Annotated in this window: 18 protein-coding genes, 1 tRNA gene and 1 pseudogene; 9 read left to right on the top strand and 11 right to left on the bottom strand. The window is 69.4% G+C overall.

The genetic code is table 11. The annotated features are described in order from the left end of the window. Positions 1–530: 530 nt before the first annotated feature. The 3 genes from ABD357_RS18205 to ABD357_RS18195 all read left to right on the top strand — a co-directional run bounded on the left by ABD357_RS18205 (position 531) and on the right by ABD357_RS18195 (position 6,214). Positions 531–1,238, top strand: coding sequence for a GOLPH3/VPS74 family protein (locus tag ABD357_RS18205; RefSeq protein ID WP_344391321.1), 708 nt, complete (start codon positions 531–533; stop codon positions 1,236–1,238). A 1,461-nt stretch (positions 1,239–2,699) separates the two neighbouring features. Beyond that, the gene (locus ABD357_RS18200; protein WP_344391320.1) at positions 2,700–3,008 is read left to right on the top strand and encodes a hypothetical protein; all 309 of its coding nucleotides are present in this window, start codon (positions 2,700–2,702) and stop codon (positions 3,006–3,008) included. After that, complete coding sequence (locus ABD357_RS18195) at positions 3,005–6,214, top strand: P-loop domain-containing protein (protein WP_344391319.1); 3,210 nt, start codon at positions 3,005–3,007, stop codon at positions 6,212–6,214. The genes ABD357_RS18200 and ABD357_RS18195 overlap by 4 nt, the downstream gene beginning before the upstream one ends. 230 nt (positions 6,215–6,444) lie before the next feature. Here ABD357_RS18195 and ABD357_RS18190 read toward each other — a convergent pair whose 3' ends face one another. Beyond that, the gene (locus ABD357_RS18190) at positions 6,445–6,924 is read right to left on the bottom strand and encodes a hypothetical protein (RefSeq protein ID WP_344391318.1); all 480 of its coding nucleotides are present in this window, start codon (positions 6,922–6,924) and stop codon (positions 6,445–6,447) included. 298 nt (positions 6,925–7,222) lie between these two features. On the opposite strand from ABD357_RS18190, the gene ABD357_RS18185 reads away from it, so the two are divergent. After that, positions 7,223–8,836 (top strand): translation initiation factor 2, encoded by a 1,614-nt coding sequence (locus ABD357_RS18185; RefSeq protein ID WP_344391317.1) that lies wholly within the window; start codon positions 7,223–7,225, stop codon positions 8,834–8,836. Here the strand turns inward: ABD357_RS18185 and ABD357_RS18180 are convergent. Then, entirely contained in the window at positions 8,833–10,851 is a 2,019-nt protein-coding gene (locus ABD357_RS18180; protein WP_344391316.1) for an NB-ARC domain-containing protein, read from the bottom strand. The genes ABD357_RS18185 and ABD357_RS18180 overlap by 4 nt on opposite strands. A gap of 101 nt (positions 10,852–10,952) precedes the next feature. Here ABD357_RS18180 and ABD357_RS18175 point away from each other — a divergent pair, with 101 nt between their 5' ends. After that, a complete protein-coding gene (locus tag ABD357_RS18175) occupies positions 10,953–11,135 on the top strand; it encodes a DUF6907 domain-containing protein (RefSeq protein WP_344391332.1) in 183 nt (60 codons plus the stop codon). Here ABD357_RS18175 and ABD357_RS44735 read toward each other — a convergent pair. Further along, a pseudogene (locus tag ABD357_RS44735) lies at positions 11,104–11,261 on the bottom strand (IS3 family transposase); the annotation flags it as partial. The gene ABD357_RS18175 and the pseudogene ABD357_RS44735 sit on opposite strands and share 32 nt — an antisense overlap. Here ABD357_RS44735 and ABD357_RS18170 point away from each other — a divergent pair. After that, on the top strand, positions 11,218–11,580 hold the full coding sequence (locus tag ABD357_RS18170) for an integrase core domain-containing protein (RefSeq protein WP_425584910.1): 363 nt from the start codon (positions 11,218–11,220) through the stop codon (positions 11,578–11,580). The pseudogene ABD357_RS44735 and the gene ABD357_RS18170 overlap by 44 nt on opposite strands. Positions 11,581–11,849: 269 nt before the next feature. On the opposite strand, the gene ABD357_RS18165 is transcribed toward ABD357_RS18170, so the two are convergent. Then, a complete protein-coding gene (locus tag ABD357_RS18165; protein ID WP_344391315.1) occupies positions 11,850–12,359 on the bottom strand; it encodes a hypothetical protein in 510 nt (169 codons plus the stop codon). Positions 12,360–12,544: 185 nt separating this feature from the next. On the opposite strand from ABD357_RS18165, the gene ABD357_RS18160 reads away from it, so the two are divergent. From ABD357_RS18160 to ABD357_RS18150, 3 genes are all read left to right on the top strand, one after another. Beyond that, a complete protein-coding gene (locus ABD357_RS18160; protein ID WP_344391314.1) occupies positions 12,545–12,985 on the top strand; it encodes a DUF6907 domain-containing protein in 441 nt (146 codons plus the stop codon). A gap of 301 nt (positions 12,986–13,286) precedes the next feature. Beyond that, positions 13,287–13,649, top strand: coding sequence for a hypothetical protein (locus ABD357_RS18155; RefSeq protein ID WP_344391312.1), 363 nt, complete (start codon positions 13,287–13,289; stop codon positions 13,647–13,649). Continuing rightward, entirely contained in the window at positions 13,646–14,305 is a 660-nt protein-coding gene (locus tag ABD357_RS18150; protein ID WP_344391311.1) for a nucleotidyl transferase AbiEii/AbiGii toxin family protein, read from the top strand. The genes ABD357_RS18155 and ABD357_RS18150 overlap by 4 nt, the downstream gene beginning before the upstream one ends. A gap of 617 nt (positions 14,306–14,922) precedes the next feature. Here the strand turns inward: ABD357_RS18150 and ABD357_RS18145 are convergent. The 7 genes from ABD357_RS18145 to ABD357_RS18115 all read right to left on the bottom strand — a co-directional run bounded on the left by ABD357_RS18145 (position 14,923) and on the right by ABD357_RS18115 (position 26,538). Next, positions 14,923–14,999 (bottom strand) — tRNA-Thr (locus ABD357_RS18145). Positions 15,000–15,101: 102 nt separating this feature from the next. Further along, entirely contained in the window at positions 15,102–16,754 is a 1,653-nt protein-coding gene (locus ABD357_RS18140) for an alpha/beta hydrolase (protein WP_344391310.1), read from the bottom strand. A gap of 120 nt (positions 16,755–16,874) precedes the next feature. After that, a complete protein-coding gene (locus ABD357_RS18135; RefSeq protein WP_344391309.1) occupies positions 16,875–18,080 on the bottom strand; it encodes a DNA polymerase III subunit delta' in 1,206 nt (401 codons plus the stop codon). Positions 18,081–18,165: 85 nt separating this feature from the next. Continuing rightward, positions 18,166–21,363, bottom strand: coding sequence for a dTMP kinase (tmk, locus tag ABD357_RS18130; RefSeq protein WP_344391307.1), 3,198 nt, complete (start codon positions 21,361–21,363; stop codon positions 18,166–18,168). A 77-nt stretch (positions 21,364–21,440) separates the two neighbouring features. Next, positions 21,441–24,260 carry a type I DNA topoisomerase gene (gene topA / locus ABD357_RS18125; protein ID WP_344391305.1) on the bottom strand — a complete coding sequence of 940 codons (2,820 nt, stop codon included), beginning with the start codon at positions 24,258–24,260 and terminating at the stop codon, positions 21,441–21,443. A 341-nt stretch (positions 24,261–24,601) separates the two neighbouring features. Continuing rightward, on the bottom strand, positions 24,602–24,799 hold the full coding sequence (locus ABD357_RS18120) for a hypothetical protein (RefSeq protein ID WP_344391303.1): 198 nt from the start codon (positions 24,797–24,799) through the stop codon (positions 24,602–24,604). Between the two features lie 221 nt (positions 24,800–25,020). Continuing rightward, positions 25,021–26,538 (bottom strand): DUF7059 domain-containing protein, encoded by a 1,518-nt coding sequence (locus tag ABD357_RS18115; protein ID WP_344391301.1) that lies wholly within the window; start codon positions 26,536–26,538, stop codon positions 25,021–25,023. Positions 26,539–26,576 lie beyond the last annotated feature (38 nt).

Raw genomic sequence — 26,576 nt, 5'->3', positions numbered from 1 at the left:
GCTGGCGCACCCGCCACCAGATCCGGGCCCGAGCCAGCCACTACCGCACCCGAGCCGCACAAGCTCACTCACCGTGAAACCACCGGCTGTAGTACTAGGGCTCTTCTGATGGCTCTTGGTCGGCGGCCGGGCGGCCGATCAGCGTTACGCGAGCCAGCTCATGAGGCGCCGATCGCCCTGCTGGGCACACTCGTTCCAGCAGGGAGACGGTTTCAAGAGCCGTCAGATGCGTCCTGGTCATCGAGGCGACCGACCGGTGCCCCGGGGGGCTCTCGGGTTTGGAGATGCGCCCTACGGGTCAGCCCGGACATCTGATGGTTACCGGACAGCGCGACCATCGCGAGAGCGTCCGGGACGAGATGGTGCTGGATCGTACGACAGAGTCCCGGTGACACGAGAGAGCCTCCCGCAACTCCCGCCCTCGGTCTCCGCGCCGTCAACCCCACCACCGGAGGGAGCGAGAGCAGATCGACCTGATCCGTACATCTCCGCCGCTCGGCCCGGCGGAGACGTAGGCGTGATGACCCACCATGGCCGGAAACGAGACACCAGGAATGGATACGCTGATGGAATCCCCCATGGAAACCACTCTGGGTGAGCAGCTGTTGCTGCTCTCGCTGGATGACGAGTCAGGGACCGAGAAGGACTCGGCGAAGGTGTCCTGGGCGATCGCTGCGGCTTCGCTGGTGGAGCTGGCGCTGGCTGGCCGGATCGATATGACCGACGACGAAGTCACCGTCGTCGATCCGGCGCCGCTCGGCGAGCCCGCCCTCGACGCCGCACTCGCAGACATCGCCTGCCGGGACAAACCTGGCAAGGCGAAGGACTGGATCCACCGCCTGCAGAAAGGCGCGGTGGCAGGGGCGAGCAAGGGCCTGATCGACAAGCGGCTGGTCCGGAAGGAGAAGAAAAAGGTTCTCGGCCTCTTCTCAGTGCACCGCTATCCGGAGGCCAACGGCTCGGTGGAGGCCGAGGTAAGGCAGCATCTCGACGCGGTCGTTCTCCGGGGCGGGACCCCAGACGAGCGTACGGCGAGCCTGGTGGCCCTGCTGCACGGAGCGAAACTGCACCGACTGGCCTTCCCGGATGCCGACACACGCAAGGTCGAAACGAACATGGCGTCCATCTCACACGGTCAGTGGCCCGCAACGGCGATCCGCCATGTCGTGAAGGCAGCGGAGGACGCACTGGCGGCGATCGTCGCGGTGACAGTGGTGACAACTGTCATAGGCAGCTGACTGCAGAGAACGGGGCGGCAAGGCCCGCGAACTGTCGGCCTTGCCGCCATCGGGCTGCCGCCTTGCCCGACAGAGCGGCACGAAGCCGTTTCGGATCGCGTCCCATGTGATGGGTGGCGTTCGTAGCAGCGGTCGAGTCTGCGGTCTCGGCGGACAGCCAGGCTCTGGTCGCCTCAATCATGTCGGCGACGGCTGAACCGTGGTTCGGTCGACCGCGAGCGATCGTCCACCTTCGCCCCCCTGATCGCTCGCTGGACTCGCTGGGATGGCTCCACAGGCGAAAGCATCCTGTGACTCGCGCTCCAGACCCTGATCCGCCCGCCACCCAGCCGAGTACTTGTAGGTCTCCCACAGAACTCGTGATCTCCGGATCTCCATGACCCCAGAGATCAAGGCGTCACCAGTCACGAAGAAGACCCGGCGCTCAACACTGCTCACACCCCGAATCCGGTGTGCGGCTCCCTGTTCGCCCCGCTTTGAGCATCACTCCCAGCCGCCAACACGCCGACCACCACCAGACCCCATCGGGGGCATCGCCACTCACCACAAAATCCCAGGTCACAGACCTGGATCACCAAATCCCGATGCGCACCCCTTGCGCTCCCCTCCCGCTACAGCCACCCCGTAAGCTGATCAACCATCAGGAGCTCAACACAAAAGGCCAGGTCAGATGGTATCTGACCTGGCCCCGATTGGAGCCGCCTTCGGGATTCGAACCCGAGACCTACGCATTACGAGATCACCAGCGATCGTGACGCCGGGTGCCGGCCTATGCCGCCAGTTCCAGTTTTGCCTGATCAGAACACCTGCAGCGTTCCGACCCATGCTGTCGTGTCCATCTGGTCCATAGGCGTCCGGCCTCCCTTTGGCCTCCCATCCGTATCACGTCCGCAGGTCCAAGGGCCGTCCGGTGGAGCCTCTGCGCGATTCCTGGAGAGCAAGGCCGGATTGTGGGCAGGTAACAAGGCGCAATCCGGAACTGCAGCTCTGGCCGCAGCGGAAGACCTCGGCGATGGCCGACTGCGACCGTCCCGACGCCCTGGCCAGCGCCCCCGCCTTCGGCCTCGCGCTGGTCGCGTCTGCGGGCGTGGTGTACCTACCTCGGGTGTGACACATCCGGGAGATGTGGCACACCTGCGGATTCCTCTCCCCGGGGGGCAGAAGCCGTATACCACTTCTCAGGACGCAACCCTCCTCTTCGACAGCTCGGGGCTGACGCAGGCGGCGTACTGCCCGGCGGGGATCTCCCTGCCGGGCACGGCCCTGAACCCCGAGCGTGCCGACGCGCATCGCTCCGATTGACCAGATGCCGTTCGCGGGGCGACACGGGTGGCGTAGCCTCCGGACAGATCGCACCACGAGAGTCCACCATCTCGAGGAGTAAGGAACATGTCCGCTCGATCGCCACGGCCTCTTGGAGCGGCCCTTCGGTCTCGCGCGTCGGCCGCCCTCATCTCGACTGTGTCCGCTGCGGCCATCGCTGTTGTCATCAACGTATGGACGACCAACTGGACTTGGCCCACCGGGGTCAGCCTGGGCACACTACTTCTGGTTCAGGCGCTCTTCGAATGGAGCCGGGCCCGTGCCGCCGGCGACGCCCCTTCGCCCCCGTCCCGCTGGGTGGTGGAGCAGCACTTCGCGGACGTCTCGGACAGCGGCATCACCGCGGCCCGCCGTCCCGCGGGAGGCGGTCACGCGGAAGTACGGCAGCGCCTTGGTGCGGTGAGCCGGTCCACCGTCATCGGCATTGACGGCAACAACGACGAGTGACCTTCGACAAAGGGCCGGGGATCCCGGCAGAACTGGCCGGGCAATCCGACTCTTTCGTCGGACGTGAATGGGCCCTGGCCAAGATCGCGTCCTGGTACAAGACCGCCGAACCGGAACTCGTCATATCGGGAGAACCGGGAATCGGCAAGTCCGCGCTCGCGACACGGCTGGCCCAGATCTCGCTCGGTGAGGTGCCGTCCACACACGGACTCGGACAGGGCTGGCTGCACGCGTGGCACTTCTGCCAGTCCCAGCGTTTCAGTTCGCTGAACATTCGCGGGGTGCTGGAACAGGTGGCCGGCCAGTTGTGCGCCACGCTCCCGGGGTACGCCGAAGCTGTGGCGTACCGCACTCCGGCCACCATTGTCGCGGTCAACCAGGAGTTCACGGGGTCCGTACGGGACTCCACCGTGATCGGGATCAACCGACTGGTCCTCCCCGAAGTCGAACCACGTCAACTGCTGGACGGCCTGTTCAGACAGCCGCTGTCCGAACTCGGGGCCCACGCCGTCATCCTGTTCGACGCTGTGGACGAAACCGAAGAACAGATCTGGGGGCCGCAGACGCTGGCCCGACTGCTGTCCATGCTGCGCACCGAACCAGTACCAGGGCTACGTCTTGTGCTCACCACACGCATCGGCCCTACTGCTGAGCTCTTCTCTCATGGGCGGCAACTCCGGCTCCGCGACGACGAACCCGCGGGGACGCACGACGTGCACACGTACCTCCTGGGCCGCCTTCGCGACAGAGGAATCGCCGACCCCACGCTCGTCGCGCAATTGATCGCTCGCGCCGCCGACGGCAACTTCCTGTATGCCACCCTCACCGCGTCCGAGGATTCCGAAAGGCTACGTCTCCTTGCCTCGGGCGAGCGCGTTCTGCCGCACGGGCTCGCGGACCTCTACAGCAGCTTCCTCGACCGTCAAGTGACCGCCGACCCTCACCAATGGCGCGAGATCATCCGCCCGGTTCTCGGTCTCCTGGTGCAGAGCCGGGGCAATGGATTCACACGGCGTCAGCTGGCCCAACTGTCCGGTCTCCGCCAATCAGCCGTCGACGACGCGGTGGAGCTGTGCGCTCCGTATCTACGGGGCTCGCGACCCGACGGTCCCTTTCTCCCCTTCCACGGGTCACTGCGCGACCATCTCCGCTCGGCGTCCCGACACGGCGTCTACCCGCGAGAGTCGACAGAGCGGATCATTGCGACGTTCCGTGCTGACGCCACTGATCCCCATGGCGTGGAGCATCTCTTGGGCTATATGGCCGACCGTGTCCGGCTCATGCCCTCCGCCACCGGCGGCGAGCACACCGTCGAACACGGCCGACAGCAACCGCGAGAGCTGCGCGAGTTGGAGGAGACCGTCACCGACTGCGGCTACCTGGGCACGCGTGTCGCCGCGACGGGCGTGGACTCGCTCCTCAACGAGATCACCGCTCTACACAACCTGCTTCCGGAGAGCCCGGTGCTTGGTTCGATACGCGGGATACTCGGACGTCAGGCGCACAATCTGCGCGGCGGGGAATCTGGACAGGAGACGTCGTTCACCACCCAACAGCTCCTGTACGAGGCCTCGGTGAGCGGGCATTCCGACCTGTTCCTCCCCCGCGACCCCGCACTCGAGCCAGCCATCGCGACCTCGTGGAGCGCAGCAAGCGAAAACTCCCGGCTGCTGTCACACACGCTCGCCACCAGCGAATACAGCGCGGATGCCGTGGCCATGTCCGAGGACGGAAGCAGAACAGCGCTCTGCGGGTACACCTGGCACGTGAATGGCATGCACAGGACCGTCCAAGTCTTCGACACGGAAACCGGCTCGACAATTCGAGAGTTCCCACTTACCGAGAGAAAGGGGAAGGTGTTCAGTCTCCGCTTCTGCGACGACGGTCGGCGACTCGTAGCCCTGCGGATAGACCGAACGGGCGTGGCCTGGGACCTGTCCTCCGGAACGGAAAAACCGCTGACGCCCGCCGAGTTCACCGAACTCCAGCCCTCCTCCCAACCGATGGGACTCCCGTCCTACGCCTTACCCGAGCAGGTCGACCCGCAGGATCTCGCGGACTTGATCGTGGCGGCCACTCCGGATCGTCGGTATGCGGCCGTCTGCGAGCACGGGGGCCATTCAGTGATCGTGTGGGACCTCGCCAAACGCACCATGCTGGGACACTTCGACACCGGCCTCGTCCGTTCCCTGGCCATCTCACCTGACGGCCAATGGGTGGTCGTGGGCTCGGCTTATGGTGGAGTCCACGTCCTCAGCCCGTTGTCTCCCGCGCCGCGGCTTTCACTGGACGGTCATCGGGGCACGGTGCGCACGGCATCGTTGCGCGATGGCCATGCGGCGACACTGGGCCACGACGGCGACCTGAAGATCTGGGACGTGGCCACGGGTCGACTACTGCGGACGGTGCACAGACCAGATGCTCCACACGGCGAAGAGGCTCTCGCCTTGGACGGTGAGGCCAACTTGTGCGTCGTGGGGGCCTACCGCGGCGACGCCACATTCCTTGACCTGCGGCTTGGGTCCCGCATACGCCCGCTCATGGTCGACGGCAAGCCCTGCGACGAGAACTGGCGGACGCGCGACGGCGCCCGCGACGAGGCGCTGCCTCCGGTGGGAGCCGGTGACTGCCCACGCGCGGAATGGCCGACGCACATCAACGATCGCCACGGCTCCCCGGTGTCGGCCCTCGACATCTCACCCGACGGCCGCCGCATCGTGACCGGAACCCTGAACGGCGTGGTCCGTGTCTGGGATGCGGACACCGGCGATCTCGTACGCGAAGTGACACGGGACGGGTACCTCGTCCGGGCCGCTCGGTTCACACCGGACGGAAAGCATCTCATCACCGTCGCCCAACTCGGTGGCCGATACCGCGCGCAATGGTTGGGAGTGGAAATGTGGAGTCTCGACACCGGCGAGCTGACCGAGGTGTTGTGGCCCGACGAGACAGACCCGCCCTTCCCCCTCCCCTGTGATGAAGAGGTCGCCGCCCTCACCAGAGACGGCCGCTACCTGGCGACGGGGCACCAGAGTGGCACGGTCACGGTGCACGACCTCGCCACCCGGGAACGGGTCGGTCGTCTGGTACTGCACGGCGCCATCACATGCCTGGCCTTTGACGGGCCGCGACTCCTGGCAGGTACGGCCAACGGTGACGTCACGCTGACTGATGTGCGGTCGGCGGCTGAGCCATCGCGCGGTTGAGTGCCTTCTCTCACGCGGACACCTGCTGCCGACGTTCTCTCCCCGTGAAGGGCTCCCGGCCCACCGGTCCCACCGCTTGCGTGAGGCCCGGAAGAACTGTGTGCGGCGCGCGCTCAGTCAGCGGACTCGTAGCGCTTCATCACCGCGATCAGGCCTTGACCGTCTTCATGGCTCCGGCATCAGTGAGCAGGTCGCCTTGGCAGGGAGACCTGGAGAAGGTTTACGGAAGTTCACCGGGGCCGGCAGCACTCCTGCGCCACCGATACGAAGGCCAGCTTCGCGCGCTTGAGTTCGTCAGGCCTCTCATGGCGTCTCAGACAGTCGACGAGATTCTGCGCCGCGGCGACGGCATCCGGCGGGCCTTCCAGGAGCACCCCGCCCAAGGTGCGTTGCAGCAAGACATCGTCGTCGGGCTGACCCCGCCCGTTCCGCTCGGTGAGGATCCTGGCCTCTGCGGCTCCGAGGAACTCCGCGTAAGTCTGGCGGCGGAGGGCGAACTCACGGTGGCCGGACTCAGCGCGAAGCGTCATGCGAACCGATTCGAGCAGCGCTTCCGCCTGACGGTCGCCCGCGTGGCGCGCGGCTGCGGCCTGCCGGATGCCGGCGCTGCGGGCGTACCAGCCGGTGACGATGCTGCCCGCGATCGCCGATCCCGCGGCGATCAGTGCGATTCCCCAGTCACTCATGCCACCATCCTCGCGATCAGCCACGGCATGCCACACCACTCCTGCCGAATGTGCGGCGTGGATCACTCTCGGCGACCTTCGAACAGTGCGCGATAGGATCGGATCATGTCGCCCGACGACGCGAGGAATCTGCCCCGACCTGCGGAAACAGCTGTTTCTGCCGATCGGTTCTCAGTAGACTTGACACTTACGGGCGACGGGCGACGGGCGACGGGCGACGGGCGACGGGCGACGGGCGACGGGCGACGGGCGACGGGCGACGGGCGACGGGCGACGGGCGACGGGCGACGGGCGAACGGTTCTGTTCGCGGCTCGGTCGGCGGTGGCCCTCTATCGCCTACTCGACGTTCTCCCTGTATTTTCCGGTGACGACCGAATCACCCGCCTGTTCACCCTCGTTCCCGGGTCCGACTTCGGAGCGGACGCTCTCTCCACGATCGACGCCCTCGGAGGCCGCACGGTGCCATGGAGCGAGGCGCGCGGTCGCTCGTACGACCTGGTCGTCGCCGCCAGCCCGAAGGGCGACCTGAGGCTGCTGCGCGGCCCGCACGTCCTCCTGCCGCACGGCGCGGGCTTCAACAAGTCGATCCCCGGCGAGGGTTCGGCCGACTCGGCGTCCGGGCTGGACCCGGCGTATCTGCGACGAACCGATCACGACGCTCCGATAGCGCTGCACGCCTTGGCCCATCCCGATCAGGTCGCCAGGGTGGCCGCCACGAATCCGCGGGCCGCCCGGCGCGCGAAGGTGATCGGCGATCTCACACTGGAACGTGTCCTCGCCTCGTCGTCCCTGCGCGACCGCTACCGGGCGGCGTTGGGCACCGGAGCCCGCAAGCTGCTGGTCCTGGTCTCCACCTGGGGCCCAGAATCCCTAATCCGGCAACACCCCGGACTGCCCGCCCTGCTCGCGGCCCAACTTCCCCACGACGAATACCAGTTGGCGCTCGTGGTCCATCCCAATGAGCGCAGCCTGCTCGGGACGTACGAGCTGACCGAACGGCTGACGCCGGCCCTCGACGCCGGGATGATCCTGCCGGATCCCCACGAGGAGTGGGCCTCCGTCCTGATCGCCGCTGACGCCCTGGTCACGGACCACGGATCAACCGCCCTGTACTACTGCGCCGCCCAGGACCGCCCCATCGTGAGCGTCCACCAAGGCGGCGGCGAACTGATCCCCGACAGCCCGATGGGCGTACTCCTCGACCGGATACCACAGTTGGGACGGGCCGAAAAGATCGTCGACGCACTGCGGGCGTACCGGCCCGGTCCCGGGCACGCCGCCGCTGAGGCCGCGTTCGCGCCACCCGGTGATGCCGTGAACCGCCTGAGAACCGAGGCCTATGCCCTGCTCGGTCTCGCGCCACCCACGCACGGCCTCATACCCCGGCTGCTGCCCCCGCCCGCACCCGCCACCCGTGTCCCCGCGGCGTTCGACGTCCATGTGGAGACCAACGCGGCCGGCGTCCGGTGCACCCGGCACCCGGCCGGCACCGGGCTGCCCGGCCACCACTTGGCCGTGGAGCACGGCGCCGCCGGCGAACAACTCTCCCGTTCCGCAGGCCTGTTGTACCGCCGTCCGCTCCCGGCCTCCGCCGCCCCCGTGGACCTGGCCTGGACCGCCGACGGGTGGACTCGGCACGCCCTGTCCGCTTACCCGAGCTGTCGTTCGGCCGCGGCTCTGCTGCCGTCCGGAGGGTGCCTGCTCAGAGTCCGCGGTCAGGAGCAGACGTACGCCGTCCAGGTCGACCCACGCTCCGAAGGAGGCCAGATCGTACGGATCGACCCGGCCGTCGTGCTGTCGGCCGTGCACGCCCGGCTGGTCTCCCCCCAGCCCGCCCCGGACAGACCCGCCGTGCTGAACTGCCTCATCGGAGACCGGACTTTCCGCATCATCCTCCGCCCGGCCACGGACGCCGAAGCCGCACAGGTGATCTAAACCAGGCCGTTGCGCCGCCGGAGGGTCTGGGCCGCAGTACGGTGCTCCTCGGCCTCCACCAGGTGCCCTTCGGCTGTGTCCAGTTCAGCGAGCGCGTCGTGGACGCGTGCCAGGTCGAAGCCCGAGCGCCGCCTGTCGGCCCGCCCAAGCGACTGCAGGTACAGTTCCCGGGCCTCGTCCGTCCGGCCGAGGCGGTGCAGGACACCGGCGAGGGCGAACGCCGAGCGTCCGATCAGCCTCTCGCGCTTCTTCTCCACGAATCCGGAGTGCGCCTCGGACAGCAGACGATGCGCCGTCTCAAGGTCACCCACCTTCGCACTCGCCTCTCCCATCCGATAGGTCTGGAGCAGGACGCCGTAGGGGTTGGGGATCGCCCGGTGCATGTCGCGGGAGCCGGCGAATTCGGCCAGAGCCGTATTCCACTCACCCCGTGCGCCCTTGAGCATGCCTCGGTGCTCGACGGCCGACGCGGCGAGCTTGCGGTCCCGTTCGGAGTCCCCCAGCAGTTCCAGGGCGGACATCGCGCTGTCGATCTGGTCCTGGGCCTCGCTCAGCTCCTGCGACTCCCACAGTGGCCTGGCCAGCTGGCAGCGCGTGCGCACCAGCCACCCGGCGTTCCCCCCGTGCCGGACCGCCGAGTCGACGGCACGCCGGAAGACCTCGATGACCTCGGACTGATGGGGATGGTCCAGGGCATGCGTCCACACGGGCTCGGACAGGGCCACGACCTCGGTGTCCATCCCACGGCCGTGGGCCAGACGCGAGCACGCGAACAGCACATGGCGCTCCTCGTCCAGCCAGCGCGCCGCACGTTCTGCCCGTTCAGCCCGTGATGCGTCGTCCACGGCCGCTTCCGGATCCTCCAGTGGAACGTCCGGCACACCGGGAACGGGGTCGAAAAGATCCACGACGGTCAGCCGACGGCCGGCGGCAAACCGGTCGGCCAGCTGAGCCTGCCGGACAAGCCAGCGCAGCAGCCTGGCCTGTGCCTCGGCCACCTCCCCGTCCGCCGTCTCCCGGCGGGACCGGCGCAGGGCGTGCCCGCGCTGCGGCCCCGGCAGCCTCATCTGGCCTGCCAGCGTCAGCGACAGCAGACGCAGGTCCAGTAACCCGGCCCGGTCCAGCTCCTCCAGGGCGTCCTGGCAGGCCTCCGGTCCCAGCCCCGACAACGCGGTGGCAGAGTGGAGCGTGAACGTCCCACCGGGATGGTGCGGAAGCAACCGGTAGAGCAGGGCCGCCGGGCGGGACAGATCGGCGTAGGCCGTGTCCCAGATGTGCTCCACGCCGGACACGCCCTTCTCGTCCAACTCGGCCTGGAGGTCGGCGAGGATACGGGAGAGCGGACGCAGCCGGTGCGTGCGCACCCACCGGCCCGCCACGTGCAGTGCCGCAGGGAGGCCGTCACACAACCGCACCACCGCCCGTGCCGCCTCCGGGTCGGCGGCCAGCCGGTGGTCACGGACGATCAGCTCCAGCAGTTCCGTGGCCGCCCGCTCCTCCAGTGGTGGCAGCGCCAGATCCACCGCGGTTCCGGCTTCGAGGTCGTGGAGCGGACCGTGACTCGTGACGATCACGACGCTGCCGCCCGACGCCGGAAGCAGGGGGACGACCTCCGAGGCGTAGCGCGCGTTGTCCAGCAGAAGGACCAACTTCGCGTCCGAGGTCCTGTTCCAGTACTGCCTGCACCGAGCCGCGTACTGGGCCTGCACCTGGTCCGGCGCCACGTCGAGCGAATGCAGCAACTGGGAGAGCACATCACCGGGGTCCAGCACGCCGTCCGCCCGAAAGTCGTCGAGGTCGACGGACAGCACACCATCGGTAAAGGGGTAGCGGTCGAGCAGAGTGCGGGCGATCAGGCCGGCCAGCTCCGTCTTTCCCAGGCCGCCCGGCCCGCTCAGCGCCAGGACCAGCGGGCGGGAACGGCTCCGCCATTCCGTCACGGCGCGCAAGGCGCGTTCCCGCTCATCGTCGCGGTTGACGAAGTACACCGGCTCCGGCGGAAGTTCGACCCTCACAACAGTCCCCTCGACCATCCACAGTGTCCTGCGCGCACTGCCCAACGATCATGCACTCTAAAGACTTTCACCGCCCGGCGCCCGGTAGAGCCGAAGACCCCATGCCCAGGCGCACGGGACGGCGGTACAAGACCTACGTGTCGGTAGAGATGATCGACGGCGTATGGATCGAGGACCTTGACGCGGACGCCCTGGAGGCCATCATCAGCACCCCGGCCGAGCGGGTGGACGCGATGCGGAAGATGCATGCCCGGCTCGCGACTTCCAGGGGCGCTGGAGCTTGATCAACTCGGTTTTGTACAGCCGGTCTTTGATTCCATCAGGGCGTTGTCGTACGCATCTCCGACTGATCCGATACTCGCCGCGATGCCGTCCACGTCGAGGTGTTCGGCGAGCTTGAACGACGTGTACACCTCGAAGCGGTCCGGTGACGCATGCCGACGGTGGGGCGTGTGGCAGTCGATGGGGCGGGTGGGCTCGTGCTTCGACAGCGCCGTCTCCGAGGCGTTCAACCGTGTGCTGAAGGTGGAGTACGTCCACCTTCAGCACTTCCATAGCCGGGCCGAGACCCGCATCAAGATCGGCACGTGGATCGCAGACTTCTACAACACACACCGAATGCACAGCGCGTGCGGGTTCCCCAGCCCGGTGGAGTTCGAACGGCAGTACTGGGTCGAGCAGGTATTGCAAGAAGCAGCGTCGAGACTCTCCACGCTGCGAGGGGATTGACAAACGGTCTCGGCCCCGAGCCGATGAAGGCCTGCACCCCGAGTCTCAAGGTCGAGCTGGTCGAGGTCGGCGCCGACACCACCGTCCTCGCCGCCGCGTAGCCCCCCGCCCAACAGGCCGCAGTCCAAAGCAAGCGGCCAGGCCTCCCTGGCGACACCCAGGCCGGCGAAAAGGCGCATTCTACGCGTCCCCCGCCAGGCACCGACCGGCGTCTGAGGCGACACCGCCCGAACGAGGACGACACGCCTCGACCACTCCCATCAGCGCAACTACGCCGACCAGAAAAGCCGATTCAACTCCACGAAGGAGCAGGCCCCATGAGCATCATGGACACGAACTCCACGGCCAGCGAGCACCTCATCCCTCTCGCCTCGCGGCTCGCCAACGGCACCGCGAAAGGCTCGGCCCACAGCGAGCGATCGGAGGCGGACGCCGTCCGGATCATCCTCCAGCTGGAGCAGAACCACGCCGAGGCCAACGCCGTCGGCCTCGGCAGCCCCGAACTGGACGCCTTCCAGAGCCTGATCGTCAGCCTCGTCGCCGAAGCGGACGACCCGAAGGCCGTCATCGCCCACGTGGCCGAACTCCTCTGCGACCACGCCGAGAACAAGGCCTACCTGCCCAAGCTCATCCAGGAGTGCGAGCGCCTCGGCCTCGGCCTCGCCCTCCAGCTGACTGACGACCCGGTCGTGGACCTCCCCGAAATCAGGACCATCGACGGCCGCCGCACCGCCGTCGCCCGCGCCGACGAGGTGGCCGTGGCATACGACGCCGTCCACGTGGTCGGCCGCTGCCTCACCTGCAGCGGCGAGCTGGACGACACCGCCCTCCTGTACTTCCCTGCCAATGCCCTCCTGAGCTTCCGCGGCGTCCAGGACATGACTGCGCGGACGTCAAGGTCTGCCGCACGTGCGTCGAGGCGTCCGGTCTCCCGCTCACCGCCGCCCAGCGCGGCCCTGAGTGGATGCTCCGCTGGGGCTGCCCCCCGTGGTGCGTCAACGACCACGCCGCGCCGCACGCCGCAGAGTGGCACAGCGCCTTCCCTGCCGAGACCAAGCTGCGAGACGCCGCCATCGACTCCAGCGGGTACAGCGGGAACGGCGACGGACTGCCGTGGCTGTCCGCGCAGGTCGTCGTCAGCAACGACAAGCCGCAGGCGTACGGCCGCCGCACGCAGGTTTGGCTGGGCTACGGCGTCCACTTGGGCGAGCTGAGCCCGGCCGAGGCGCGGGAGGCGCTGGAAGAGATGCGCGGCTTCGTCAATCGGCTGGAGCATGTGGTCAAGCAGGCGGAGGAGATCGCGCGGGACGACTTCGAGGGCGACCCCGAGATCGCGCGTCTCGACCGTGAGGCGGAGGACCGCCGGATCCAGGTGATCCGGAGCTCGCCTGAGCACGCCGCCTAGTCCAACCCCAAGACGGCCCCTGGGCCGGCGACTCCACCGCCGACCCGGGGCCTGGGCCCAGCCCCTGACCAAACCAGGAGCCAGACCCTGCCCAGTACCGTCCCCACATGCGCCCAGGCACATACTCAGGGCAGCACTCCCAAGCTCAGCGACCTCGCCGTCGCGATCCGTGTCGCCCTGATGATGCGGTGCGTATCCGCCAGGGAGATGTCGACGGAGGTGAACGGCTCCTGACCCACACGGATGGCAGCGGAGCCCCGTATCAGTCATGCCGTCGCCTCCCACCGGCGATACTGGATGCATGGAAGCGACGACTACCGCCCCCCGCGCCGAGGTGCTGCGGGACCGCTACCGCAGGCGGCTGCCCGAGCGCCTGCAGGAGCTGGCCGGCCCGGTGGAAGGCACCGTCGACCTGCCGCTGCACATCGCCTGGTCCGGGCGGACGAGCTACAGTCTGGACCGCCCGAAGTCCCGTATGACGCTCTACCGGACTGTCCTTGCCGAGGGCCTGCGCGAGGATGTGGCGGCCTTCCTGCACCACCGACTGCTGGCCGAGCAGTGGCCCGTTCTGCGCCGCCTGGTCAGCCCCTACATCCGCGAGGTCTGGGAGGACGCCTTCCCCGAACTGCCCCGCGCCGCTCCGGCCGACTCGACCGCCGCGTGAAGCTCACCCCGCTCCACGAGCGTCTCCTTGCCGACATCCTCGACCTCGGCTCCCCCTACCCTCTGGTCCTCACCGGCGGATACGCCGTGCAGGCCCATGGCCTGGTCGAACGCTTCAGCCGCGACCTCGACGTCGCCACCGAGAATCCCGCCCCGATGGACGAGATCGTCGCCTCCCTCACAACTGGCCTCGCCGCGCGCGGCTGGCGGACCACGCATGTCCAGACCGACCCGCTCAGCGGCCGGTTCCTCGTCACCGACCCGGGCACCGGCGAGGAGTGTGAGGTCGACGTCCTCAAGGAGGCATTCTGGGCCCCGCCTGCCCAAACCCCCTACGGCCCCGTCCTCTCCCTCGACGACGTGATCGGCACCAAGGTCCGCGCCCTCGCCGACCGCGGCACCGTCCGCGACCTCATCGACGTCCAGGCGGCCTCCCGCCACCGCTCCACCGCCGACCTCGAATCCCTCGGCCGCCGCCGCGCCCACGACGAGTTCAGTCTCGAGGACCTCCGCGACCGGCTCACCGGCGCGGACTGGTACGAGGATGAGGACTACGCCGCGTACGGGCTCACCTCACGGCAGATCGAAGAGCTCAAGGCATGGGCGCTGGAGTGGGCGGAGGACCTGGGGGCGCGCATCCACGATGAGAACGCCTGACGAAGGGCCGTACCCCTCTCCGCTCGGCGTGATCACTCGCTGGTCGGCGGTGTCGAGAGCTCGGCCCGGACAGTCTCGCTGCTGGGCCGGTAGGGGATGGTGTCCCGACCGCAGCGGTCGGCAGCGCGATGGCACCATCGACAACCCCAGTGTCGCGGGACGGGTACGAGCAGATCTCGGCGTAACGCCCGTGGGTATCCATCAGCCCAGCGCGCCCATCAACGCGGTACCCCTATGACGACGGAATGACGCAGTGGCACAGGTTGGCGCTTCTCGACAAGGAACGGCCACTGTCACCAGCGTGTTCGAGACCGCAGCGGTCGCGATTTCCTCGTTCTCTCCACCCGCTTCGGCCGCTCCACAGCCGCCCGCGTTGCACCATCGCCGCACCGATGGCCTCCCCTCGGCCTCCCCTGCTTACTGAGTCCTGGTCCGAAACAGGCACTCATCCGCACAAACATGCAGGTCAACGGCCTACCTGTCGTCAGAGTCACTGAGCGTGGAGACCTCACAACCTACGCACGGAATGCGTAGGTCAACAGGTGCTCCAAATCAACGTTCCCATGGTCAAGGAAAAGGAAAAACCGCAGGTCATAGGCTTGACCTGCGGTTCACCATGGAGCCGCCTTCGGGATTCGAACCCGAGACCTACGCATTACGAGTGCGTTGCTCTGGCCATCTGAGCTAAGGCGGCGGGCTGCCCGCACCATGGTGCGATCGGCAACGCCGGTAAGTCTACACAGTTTCCGGGGGTGCTCCGTACGTGCCCTGGGGGCACCCCCGGCGTGCCTCGTGATCAGGTGGCTGAGCAGCGCTTTCCCTTGGGCGGAGGGGTGCCTGCAAGGAGATAGCGGTTGAGTGCGGAGTCGATGCAGTTGCTGCCGCGGCCGTATGCCGTGTGGCCGTCTCCGTCGTAGGTGAGGAGGGTGGCGGAGGAGAGCTGGGCGGCGAGGGACTGGGACCATGCGTAGGGGGTCGCGGGGTCGCGGGTGGTACCGACCACGACGATGGGGGCGGCGCCCTTCGCCTCGATGCGATGGGGTTCGCCGGTCGGGTGGACCGGCCAGTACGTGCAGTTCAGGGAGGCCCAGGCCAGGCTCTCGCCGAAGACCGGGGAGGCCTTCTCGAAGGAGGGAAGGGCTTCTTCGAGTGCCTCTGGGGAAGAAAAGGCGGCCGGGAGGTCCAGGCAGTTGACCGCCGCGTTCGCGGACATCAGGTTCGCGTACTGGCCGTCGGGGCCGCGCTCGTAGTAGGTGTCGGCGAGGGTGATCAGGCCCGCGCCGTCCTTGTTCCTCATGGCCGTGGTCAGGGCCTCCCGCAGCCGCGGCCAGGCCGCCTCGTCGTACATCGCCGTGATGACGCCCATCGTCGCCAGCGACTCCCCGAGCTTGCGGCCGTCCGCGTCGCCGGCCTCGATGGGCTCGGCGTCGAGCTGCCGGAAGAAGGCCTTCAGGTTCTTGCCGACCTGGTCCGGTGTGGTGCGCGCGCCGCCCAGCGGGCAGTCGGACCTGCGTACGCAGTCCTTCGCGAAGGCCCGGAACGCCGTCTCGAAGCCGGCCGTCTGGTCCTCGTTCATCCGGCGCGCGGGCAGCGACGGGTCCATCGCGCCGTCCAGGACCAGCCGTCCCACCCGGTCCGGGTACAGGCCCGCGTACGTCGCGCCCAGGAACGTCCCGTACGAGGCGCCGACGAACGTCAGCTTCTCGTCGCCCAGCACCGCCCGCAGGATGTCCATGTCGCGGGCCGCCTCGACCGTGGACACATGCCGCAGCACTCTGGCCGAGCGCCGCCCGCAGCCCTCCGTGAACTGCTTGACGGCGTTGATCAGTTGGCCCTTCTCGCGTCGGTTGTCGGGGGTGAGGTCCGCCTGCGTGTACTCGTCCATCTGTCGGCCGGTGAGGCATTCGACCGGCTCGCTGCGGGCGACGCCGCGCGGGTCGACGGCGACCATGTCGTAGCGCGCGCGGACCTCCTTCGGGTAGCCGACACCCGCGTACGACTGGACGTAACCGGTCGCCGAGCCGCCCGGGCCCCCTGGATTGACCAGCAGCGAACCGATTCGCTTGCCCGGGCCCGTGGCCTTCTTGCGGGTGACGGCCAGCCTGATGTCGCCGGAGGCCGGCTCGGCGTAGTCGAGCGGGGCCTTGAGCATGGCGCACTGGAAGCCGGGGGCGTCGCAGCCGCGCCACTTCAGCTTCTGGCCGTAGTACGGAGCCAGCGCCGCCGGTGTGGCCTTGGGCAGTGCGTTCAGCGCCGAGGCCACCGCCCGGCTCGCCGAAGTCGTCGAACTACCCACGGAACAGGCGGAGATGAGCAGCCCGGCGAGCGCGAGGAGAGTGCCGCACACGCGAAGGAAACGACGAGAGGGGGATGAATGAGGATGATGCCAGGAAGAACGGGAACGAGTTGATCTGGTCCGGATCGACCTGAAATGACGCCTGATGTGCATCAAGCGAGCGTAACCCTGTGCGATGGATCGACCACCGAAGGCCGCCCTCGCGCCTCATACGAGTGACCCGTCAACTGCCGCACGCCGGCCCCCTGCCGCTGAGCCCAGTCCCCCCGTCACTCACCCCGCCCGCAACGCCATCGTCATCGCCTCCACCGCAAGCAGCGGCGCCACATTGCGGTCGAGGGCCTCTCGGCAGGCGGCGATCGCTTCTATGCGGCGCAAGGTGGTCTCGGGGGTCGTGCCGCGGGCGAGGCGCTCGAGCGTGTCCTGCATCTCCGTGTTGGCGAGGGCGCGGCTGGTGCCGAACTGGAGGGCTAGGACGTCGCGGTAGAAGGCCGTGAGGTCGATCAGGGCGAGGTCCAGGCTGTCGCGCTGCGTACGGGTCCTGCGGCGCTTCTGCTTGTCCTCCAGTTCCTTCATCACGCCCGCTGTGCCGCGCGGCATCCGGCCGCCCTGGGCCGCGCCGAGCGCCGCCTTCAGCTCCTCGGTCTCCTTGGCGTCGATCTCCTCGCCCATCTGCTTGGCGTCCTCGGAGGCCGCGTCGATCAGCTCCTGGGCCGCCTTCAGGCAGCCGCCGATGTCGTCGACACGGAGCGGGAGCTTGAGGACGGCGGCGCGGCGCTCGCGGGCGCTCGGGTCCGTGGCCAGGCGGCGGGCGCGGCCCACGTGCCCTTGGGTGGCACGGGCGGCGACGGCCGCGACCTCCGGTTCGATGCCGTCGCGGCGTACGAGGATGTCGGCGACCGCCGCCACAGGAGGCGTCCGGAGCATGAGGTGGCGGCAGCGGGAGCGGATGGTCGGCAGGACGTCCTCCAGGGAGGGCGCGCACAGGAGCCAGACCGTGCGGGGGGCGGGCTCCTCCACGGCCTTCAGCAACACGTTGCCCGCGCCCTCCGTCAGGCGGTCGGCGTCCTCCATGACGATGACCTGCCAACGGCCTGTGGCGGGCGACATCTGGGCACGGCGCACCAGGTCACGGGTCTCCTTGACGCCGATCGAGAGGAGGTCGGTGCGGACGATCTGCACATCGGCGTGCGTACCGATCAGGCTCGTATGGCAGCCGTCGCAGAACCCGCAGCCGGGGGATCCGCCGAGGGCGCGGTCGGGGCTCACGCACTGCAGGGCCGCGGCGAAAGCCCTCGCCGCCGTGGAACGGCCCGAGCCCGGCGGCCCCGTGAACAGCCAGGCGTGCGTCATCTTCGACGTCTCGGGCAGCGGGGTGGCGGCGGCCACGGCCGTGACCAGGGCGTCGGCGTCCCGGGCGGCGGCATCGAGCTGCTCGCTCACCTTCTCCTGACCCACCAGGTCGTCCCATACGGGCATGGGTTGCCGCCCCTCCGTCGCACATCAGCCTTGCCGCGTCCCATTGTGCGGGAGGGCACTGACAACGGGGCCTCACGCCTTCGCGTCAGCGCCCGCGACGCCCCCGCCGGCCACGCCCCTCGTCGAGGTCATCGTCCTCACGCGGGCCCAGCAACTCGTCCGCCAGCGTCGGGAGATCGTCCAGCGGGGTCTCCTCCGCCCAGTCCGAGCGGTGCCGCCGAGGCGAACCCCCCTCGGCCTCGACCTGGGGCAGCTCGCGGGTGCGGGCGTCGGAGCCGTCGGGCGCCGGCCGCTCGTCGCGGAAGTACCCCGGAGGCACCCGGCGCGCCGGGTCGCCGCCCCGCTGCTTGCCGCCCCGCTGCTCGCCGCCACGGTCGTCCCGTACGGCTTGGTCCTCCCTTACGGGAGGAAGGACGGCCGTCTCGTCCGCGTCCGGGCGCACCGGAGGAAGCACCGCCGTCTCGTCCGCGGCCCCCTCCGGCGCCGGAGGCTGCGGCAGCACGGCTGTCTCCTCCGCGTCGGGCCCAGTTTCGGGAGCGTCGCCGGGCGGCACGGGACGCAGCACCGTGGTCTCGTCGTCCACCGGCCCACCGGGCGCGTTCGCCGGCGGCACAACGGGCTTGGGCGTCGGCACCGTGACCTCGTTGTCGGGGGTGGTCGCCGGGGTACCGGCACCGGAACCCTCCGTCGCGGCAGCAGCCTCGGCTGCCGCAGCCGCCCCCCTGCGGGCTTCCTCCGCCCGGAGCAACGCCTCCTCCGCCTTCCGCTGCTTCTCCAGGCGCCGCGCCTCGGCCTCCGCCCGGAGCCGCGCCTCCTCCTCGGCCTGCTTGCGCAGGCGCTCCTGCTCGGCCGCGCGGGCCTGCTCCTCCGCGAGCCGTCGCTTCCGCTCCTCCTCGGCCCGCCGACGCGCCTCTTCGGCCTGCTGCCGGGCCACCTCGGCCTGCCGCTCCAGCTCGCGCCGCTGGGCCTCCTCCAGCTCGCGCCGCTTGCGTTCCTCTTCCTCCGCGCGCAGCCGGGCGAGCTGCTCCTGCCGCTCGCGCTCCAGGCGCTCCTCCTCGGCCTTGCGGGCGGCCTCTTCCTCGGCGCGCCGCCGCGCCTCCTCCTCGGCCGCCTTACGGGCCTCCTCCTGGGCCTTCACCTCGGCCTCGGAGAGCGGCAGCATCATGTCGAGCCGATGCCGGACGACGGTGGTGACGGCTTCGGGCCCCTGCCCGGCGTCGACCACCAGGTAGCGCGTGGGGTCGGCGGCGGCGAGCGTCAGGAAACCGGCCCGCACGCGCGCGTGGAACTCGGCGGGCTCCGACTCCAGCCGGTCCGGCGCCTCCGTGAACCGCTCCCTCGCGGTCTCCGGCGACACATCGAGCAGCACGGTCAGATGAGGCACCAGCCCATTGGTCGCCCATCGCGAGATCCGCGCGATCTCGGTCGGGGACAGATCGCGACCGGCCCCCTGGTACGCCACGGACGAGTCGGTGTAGCGGTCCGAGATGACCACCGCGCCCCGCTCCAGCGCGGGCCGCACCACGGTGTCCACGTGTTCGGCGCGGTCGGCGGCGTACAGCAGTGCCTCCGCGCGGTTCGACAGCCCGGCCGACGATACGTCCAGCAGGATCGACCGCAGCCGCTTCCCCACCGGCGTGGCCCCCGGTTCGCGCGTCAGCACGACCTCGTGCCCCTTGGAGCGGATCCACTCCGCGAGCGCCTCGGCCTGCGTCGACTTCCCGGCCCCGTCACCGCCCTCCAGGGCGATGAAGAACCCGTTCGCAGCCGGTGCCGTCGCGGGCTCGTCCCCGCCCCGCAGCGCGTCCCGCAGGTCGTGCCGCAGCGGTACGCCGGACCGGTCGTCGACCTTGGCCAGCACCAGCGCGGCGACCGGCAACAGGAGTGCGCCGACCAGCATCAGGGTGAATGCCGCGCCGCCGTGCGCGAACACGAACTTGCCGTTCTCCAGCCGGTGCCGCCCGATCGACGCCGCCAGCACGGGGGCCACGAGTGCACCCAGCGCGACGTAGACCCGTACGACCGCGTGGAGATGCTCGCTGGTACGCGCCCGACGGTGGTCCTCGGTCTCCTGGTCGAGCAGCGTGTGCCCGGTGTTCGCGGCGATGCCCGCGCCGATGCCCGCGAGTGCCGAGACCAGGATCACCGTGGTGACGTCCGGGACGATCCCGGCGGCGAGCAGCGCGAGGCCCGTGAACGCGATGGCCAGCGAGAGCAGTCGGCGCCGCGACAGCGGAGGGAGCACCTTCGGAGCCGTACGGATGCCCAGGACGACGCCGCCCGTCAGGGCCGCCACCAGCAGCCCGTACATCACCGGCCCGCCGCCCAGGTCCTTGGCGTGCAGCACGGAGACGGCGACCGCGGCGGCAACCGCGGCGGCGACGGCCGCGCAGGCCAGGACCAGCAGCGGAAGCGAGCCCGTACGCCCCTTGTCGACGCCGGTGCCCGACTTGGGGCGGCGCAGGCCCTCGAGCGGTGACCGCGCGCGCGGGGTGCGTGCGTCGGGCAGTTCGAGGACGGTCAGCACCGTCAGGGAGGCGGCGAACAGGCCCGCCGCGACATACGACGCGAGCGCCGCCTGATGCTGGTCGAACCAGGCGATCCCGGCGCCCAGCAGGTTGTTGAGGAGCCCGGCCACGACGAGAGCGGCAGCCGCGAGGGGCACCGCCACGAATCCCGTACGCAGCGACAGGCGCCGCAGCGTCTCCGTGTGGTCCGGCAGCGGGCGGACCGCCGCGCCCTCCAGGGGCGCCGCGGGTAGCAGGGCGGGTGCCGCGCTCTCCCGGCACACCGTCCAGAAGCGCTCGGCGACTCCGGTGACGAACGCGGTCACCAGGATCACGGCCAGCGCGTCGTCGGGCGTCCAGTCGATCCACAGGGGCGCGATGATCAGCAGTACGGCCCGCACTCCGTCCGCGCCGACCATGGTCCAGCGGCGGTCGAGCGGCCCCTCCTGGGAGGTCAGGGAGGTGAGCGGTCCGAGGAGTACGGCTCCGAAGAGCAGCGTCGCGAGTATCCGCGCCGCGAAGACGGCCGAGACGGCGAAGGCCACCCCGCGGTAGTTACCCCCGAAGGACCCCGCCGCGACCGCCGCCTGGAGCGCGAGCACGACCAGGACGAGCAGCGCGAGGGCGTCGCCGACGCTGCCCACGAGCTGAGCGCTCCACAGCCGCTTCAACTGCGGTACGCGGAGCAGCGCGCGGACGGCGCGCTCTCGTGAATCTGCGACCAGGGCGTCGTCTGGGGCCGGGGTGTGGGCCGTTGGCTGCTCCGCTCGCGTCATGCGTTCAGCCTATCGGGAGGCGCCGACAACCCCGAAGGGCGGCCACCACATGCGGACGAGGGGCCTCCGCGGGGCGCTCAGCCCTCCGAAGCCGTCGCCTTCTTGGTGGCTGCCTTCTTGGCCGGAGCCTTCTTGGCAGCCGTCTTCGAAGTCGTCGTCTTCTTGGCTGCCGCTTTCTTGGCAGGGGCCTTCTTGGTCGCTGTTTTCTTCGCGGCGGTCTTCTTGGCCGTCTTCTTGGCGGGTGCCTTCGCGCGCTTCTCCGCGAGCAGTTCGTAACCCCGCTCCGGAGTGATCTCCTCGACGCTGTCGCCGGACCGCAGGGTCGCGTTGGTCTCGCCGTCGGTGACGTACGGCCCGAAGCGCCCGTCCTTGACTACGACCGGCTTGCCGCTGACCGGGTCCTCGCCGAGCTCCTTCAGCGGCGGCTTGGCCGCGGCCCGCCCTCGCTGCTTGGGCTGGGCGTAGATGGCGAGGGCCTCTTCCAGCGTGATCGTGAAGAGCTGGTCCTCGGACTGCAGCGAACGCGAGTCCGTGCCCTTCTTCAGGTACGGCCCGTAGCGCCCGTTCTGCGCGGTGATCTCCACACCCTCGGCGTCCTTGCCGACGACGCGCGGCAGCGACATCAGCTTGAGCGCGTCCTCCAGCGTCACCGTGTCCAGGGACATCGACTTGAAGAGCGAGGCCGTACGCGGCTTGACGGCGTTCTTGCCGGTCTTCGGGGTGCCCTCGGGGAGCACTTCGGTGACGTACGGCCCGTAGCGCCCGTCCTTGGCGACGATCTGGTGGCCGGTGACGGGGTCGGCGCCCAGCTCGAAGTCGCCGCTCGGCTTCGCGAGCAGTTCCTCCGCGTACTCCACCGACAGCTCGTCCGGAGCCAGATCGTCCGGGACGTCCGCGCGCTGGTGGTTCTCGGAGTCCTTCTCGCCGCGCTCGACGTAGGGGCCGTAGCGCCCGACGCGCAGCACGATGTCGTTGCCCACGGGGAACGACGACACCTCGCGGGCGTCGATCGCGCCCAGGTCGGTGACGAGTTCCTTGAGGCCGCCCAGGTGGTCCCCGTCGCCGTTGCCGGCTTCGGCCGCGCTGCTGTCGCCGCCCGCGCCCTCGCCGAAGTAGAAGCGCTTCAGCCACGGCACGGCGCGCGCCTCGCCCCGCGCGATGCGGTCGAGGTCGTCCTCCATCTTCGCGGTGAAGCCGTAGTCGACGAGCCGCCCGAAGTGCTTCTCCAGGAGGTTGACCACGGCGAAGGACAAGAAGGACGGCACCAGGGCCGTGCCCTTCTTGAAGACGTAGCCGCGGTCGAGGATGGTCCCGATGATCGACGCGTACGTCGACGGGCGGCCGATCTCGCGCTCCTCGAGCTCCTTGACCAGGCTGGCCTCGGTGTAGCGGGCCGGAGGCTTGGTCGCGTGGCCGTCGACCGAGATCTCCTGGGCGGAGAGGGCGTCGCCCTCGTTGACCTGGGGCAGCCGGCGCTCGCGGTCGTCCAGCTCGGCGTTCGGGTCGTCGGCGCCCTCGACGTACGCCTTCAGGAAGCCGTGGAAGGTGATCGTCTTGCCGGACGCGCTGAACTCGGCGTCCCGGCCGTCCGCTGCGCGGCCACCGATCTTCACCGTGACGGAGTTCCCGGTCGCGTCCTTCATCTGGGAGGCGACGGTCCGCTTCCAGATCAGCTCATAGAGCCTGAACTGGTCGCCGGTCAGTCCGGTCTCGGCAGGCGTACGGAAGCGGTCCCCGGAGGGGCGGATCGCCTCGTGCGCCTCCTGCGCGTTCTTGACCTTGCCGGCGTACGTCCGCGGCTGCGCCGGCAGATAGTCGGCGCCGTACAGCTGTGTGACCTGCGCGCGGGCCGCGGCGACCGCGGTGTCCGAGAGGGTCGTGGAATCCGTACGCATGTAGGTGATGAAGCCGTTCTCGTACAGCTTCTGGGCCACCTGCATCGTGGCCTTCGCACCGAAGCCGAGCTTGCGCGAGGCCTCCTGCTGCATCGTCGTCGTACGGAACGGGGCGTACGGGGAGCGACGATACGGCTTCGACTCGACGGAGCGTACGGAGAAGTCGGTGTTCTCCAGGGCGGCGGCGAGCGCGCGGGCGTTCGCCTCGTCCAGGTGGAGCGTGTTCGCGCTCTTGATCTGCCCGAGCGAGTCGAAGTCGCGACCCTGGGCCACGCGCCTGCCGTCGACCGTAGTGAGGCGCGCGACCAGGGAGGACGGGTCGCTCGAGTCGCCGGCGCGGCCGGTACCGAAGGTGCCCGTCAGGTCCCAGTACTCGGCGGAACGGAACGCGATGCGCTCGCGCTCCCGCTCGACGACCAGGCGGGTCGCCACGGACTGGACGCGGCCCGCCGACAGACGCGGCATGACCTTCTTCCAGAGCACCGGCGAGACCTCGTAGCCGTAGAGGCGGTCGAGGATGCGGCGCGTCTCCTGGGCGTCGACGAGCTTCTGGTTGAGCTCGCGCGGGTTGGCGACGGCGGCCTGGATCGCGGCCTTGGTGATCTCGTGGAAGACCATCCGCTTGACCGGGACCTTGGGCTTGAGCACTTCCTGGAGGTGCCAGGCGATGGCCTCGCCCTCGCGGTCCTCATCGGTGGCGAGGAAGAGCTCGTCGGAGTCGCGCAGCAGGTCCTTGAGCTTCTTGACCTGGGCCCTCTTGTCGGCGTTGACGACATAGATGGGCTGGAAGTCGTGCTCGACGTCCACGCCGAGGCGGCGTACCTCGCCGGTGTACTTCTCGGGCACCTCCGCGGCGCCGTTGGGGAGGTCGCGGATGTGCCCGACGCTCGCTTCGACGACGTAGCCGGGGCCGAGATAGCCCTTGATCGTCTTCGCCTTGGCAGGCGACTCGACGATGACGAGTCGGCGGCCGCCGTGTGCGGTCTCGCTGGTCGGGGACAACTTCGCTCTTCTCTCCGGTCGACGCAGGGGGGTCGCCCCGGGCGCTGGTCCCAGGGGTCGGGTCGTGCTGACGCTGCGGAGTGTGACGGTACATCCCGCCCCCGTGTCAAACGGGAAAAGCCCGCAACGGCCACTCGAACGGTAACCCGACTCCCGGCATTCCTGCCGCCCGGAGTGTGGACCTGCTGCTTCAGCCCTAAACGGAGGGTGACTTGCCAGTTACCGAAACGGCGGAATCATGATGGCTGGAGATCTTGCCGCCGACCCTCCTGAGGCAACAACTCCGGTTCACCGGAGGGCATCGCTCCGGGAACGGGAGTCACACCGGAACACACGCCTTTTCAGATGCGTGTGAAGCACCACACCGCGAGAAGCAGCGCGGCCGTCCCGGCGAAGCTCGCGACCATCGCGGACGCGGCCGGACTCATCCCGTCGGCGACGGGTTCGCGGTGCCGCAGCCGGGCCGCGGTCCACACCAACAGTCCGGCTCCGAACAGGGCGAACACCGATCCCGCAAAGACCGCCGGTCCGCTCTCCATGGTTCGTTCCCTTCGCCCTTGGGTGCCCAAGGACGGGAGGCTGACACCTCCGGGAAGCGAGCACGCGAACCCACGGTGAACGCACGGCGGACAGACCCGTGCGGCTCGCCGCGCACATTCCACGCACGGCGCCGTGCCGGCTCGGTTCGAATGTGCGGCCGGAGCGATTTCGCGCCACCATGACGGCCCGGCGGTCGTGGGGCTTCCGCCCACCCGGCTGCTCACCCGGCGGGCTCGAGAAATCCCTGCTCGATCAGCAGCCGGATCTGCGCGGGCGTACGGTCCCGCAGCAACACCGGGTCTTCGCCGATCAGTTGGGCGATGGCATCCAGAATCCGCCCCGCGCTGAGCTGGCCGTCGCACACACCCGCGAAGCCCGCGCCCACCGTGTCCACCCTGGTGGCCCGCCGCATCCCGCGGTTCTGGCGCAGTACGACATGCTCCGGATCCTCTGCGCCGGGCAGCCCGACCTGCTCCTGAACGATCTCGCCCGCGAGCTTGAAATGCCCGGCGAGCAGCGCCGCATCGTCGTGCGCACGCAGATAGTCCACGCGGTCGAAGTGCGCGCGCACCGTCTCACCGAGCGGCTGTTCGACGGGGTGCGGCCACTCCTCCACGACGACCGAGGGCTGCGCGGCCCCCGACTTGCGCAGGGTGATCCACCCGAAGCCCACGGCTCTGACCTTCCGCGTCTCGAACTCGTCGAGCCACGCGTCGTACCGCGTCTGGTACTCCACCGGATCCGAACGATGATCACCGGCGTCCCGCAGCCAGAGTTCGGCGTACCGCATGACGTCCTGCACCTCGCGCTGCACGACCCACGCGTCACAGTCGCGCGGCACCCAGGACCGCAGGCGGTCCTGCCAGTCCTCCCCCTCCACGTGCTGCCAGTTGGCAAGGAACTGCGCATACCCCCCTTCGTTGAGATGAGCGCCCGCCCCTTGAACGAGCGCCCGGCACAGATCGTCCCCGCCCATCCCGCCGTCCCGGTAGGTGAGCCGGGCGCCAGGAGAGATGACGAAGGGCGGGTTGGAGACGATCAGGTCGTACGTCTCCTCGCCCACCGGCTCGAACAGCGAGCCCTCGCGCAGATCTGCTCCCGGGGCGCCGGACAGGGCGAGTGTGAGCGCGGTGATGTGCAGTGCGCGCGGGTTGACGTCGGTCGCGGTCACGCGCGTGGCGTGCTGTGCGGCGTGCAGCGTCTGGATTCCGGAGCCGGCGCCGAGATCGAGCGCCGACGCGACGGGCGTACGCACCGTGACCCCCGCCAGGGTCGTGGACGCGCCGCCCACGCCGAGTACGACCCGTTCATCATGACTGCCGATGCCGCCGGCTCCTCCGACCGCGCACCCGAGGTCCGAGACGATGAACCAGTCCTCGCCGCCGGGTCCGCCGAACGGCCGGACATCGACCGTCGCCGAGACCTCGTCGCCGCCGGTCCGGGTCAGCCAGCCGCCCTCCAGGCAGTCCTGAACCGGCAGTACGTCCGCCACACGCGCGTGCGGCACGGGCTGCTGCAACAGGAACAGCCGTACGAGAGCCTCCAGCGGCGTGTCGCCCCGGGTCGCCCGAAGCGCGGGCACGGTCTCGCTCCGGGCCAGCGCCGCGTACGCAGAGGCGCCCAGCAGATCGAGCAGGCCGTCGGCGCTGAAGGAGGCGCCCAGGAGGGCGTCCCGCAGCCGTGCGGTGACGTCGGAGCGGTCGGTCGAGGGCAGCGTTGCCAGGCTGGTGTTACTCACGCCTCCATTGTTGCCGCTCCCGCCGACGGGACGCCTGT

This window comes from Streptomyces vastus (genome assembly GCF_039532825.1).
GTDB classification, from domain to species: domain Bacteria; phylum Actinomycetota; class Actinomycetes; order Streptomycetales; family Streptomycetaceae; genus Streptomyces; species Streptomyces vastus.
The sequence above is the reverse complement of the archived record's forward strand: the minus strand, read 5'-3'. Positions and strand labels throughout refer to the sequence as shown.

Coding starts and splice junctions, on each gene's coding strand:
- ABD357_RS18120 (WP_344391303.1), bottom strand. CDS start 24,799: ATGGAGAGCGGACCGGCGGTCTTTGCGGGATCGGTGTTCGCCCTGTTC.
- ABD357_RS18135 (WP_344391309.1), bottom strand. CDS start 18,080: ATGCCCGTATGGGACGACCTGGTGGGTCAGGAGAAGGTGAGCGAGCAG.
- tmk (WP_344391307.1), bottom strand. CDS start 21,363: ATGACGCGAGCGGAGCAGCCAACGGCCCACACCCCGGCCCCAGACGAC.
- ABD357_RS18175 (WP_344391332.1), top strand. CDS start 10,953: ATGCCCAGGCGCACGGGACGGCGGTACAAGACCTACGTGTCGGTAGAG.
- ABD357_RS18205 (WP_344391321.1), top strand. CDS start 531: ATGGCCGGAAACGAGACACCAGGAATGGATACGCTGATGGAATCCCCC.
- ABD357_RS18140 (WP_344391310.1), bottom strand. CDS start 16,754: ATGCACATCAGGCGTCATTTCAGGTCGATCCGGACCAGATCAACTCGT.
- ABD357_RS18155 (WP_344391312.1), top strand. CDS start 13,287: ATGGAAGCGACGACTACCGCCCCCCGCGCCGAGGTGCTGCGGGACCGC.
- ABD357_RS18170 (WP_425584910.1), top strand. CDS start 11,218: ATGCCGTCCACGTCGAGGTGTTCGGCGAGCTTGAACGACGTGTACACC.
- ABD357_RS18160 (WP_344391314.1), top strand. CDS start 12,545: ATGCTCCGCTGGGGCTGCCCCCCGTGGTGCGTCAACGACCACGCCGCG.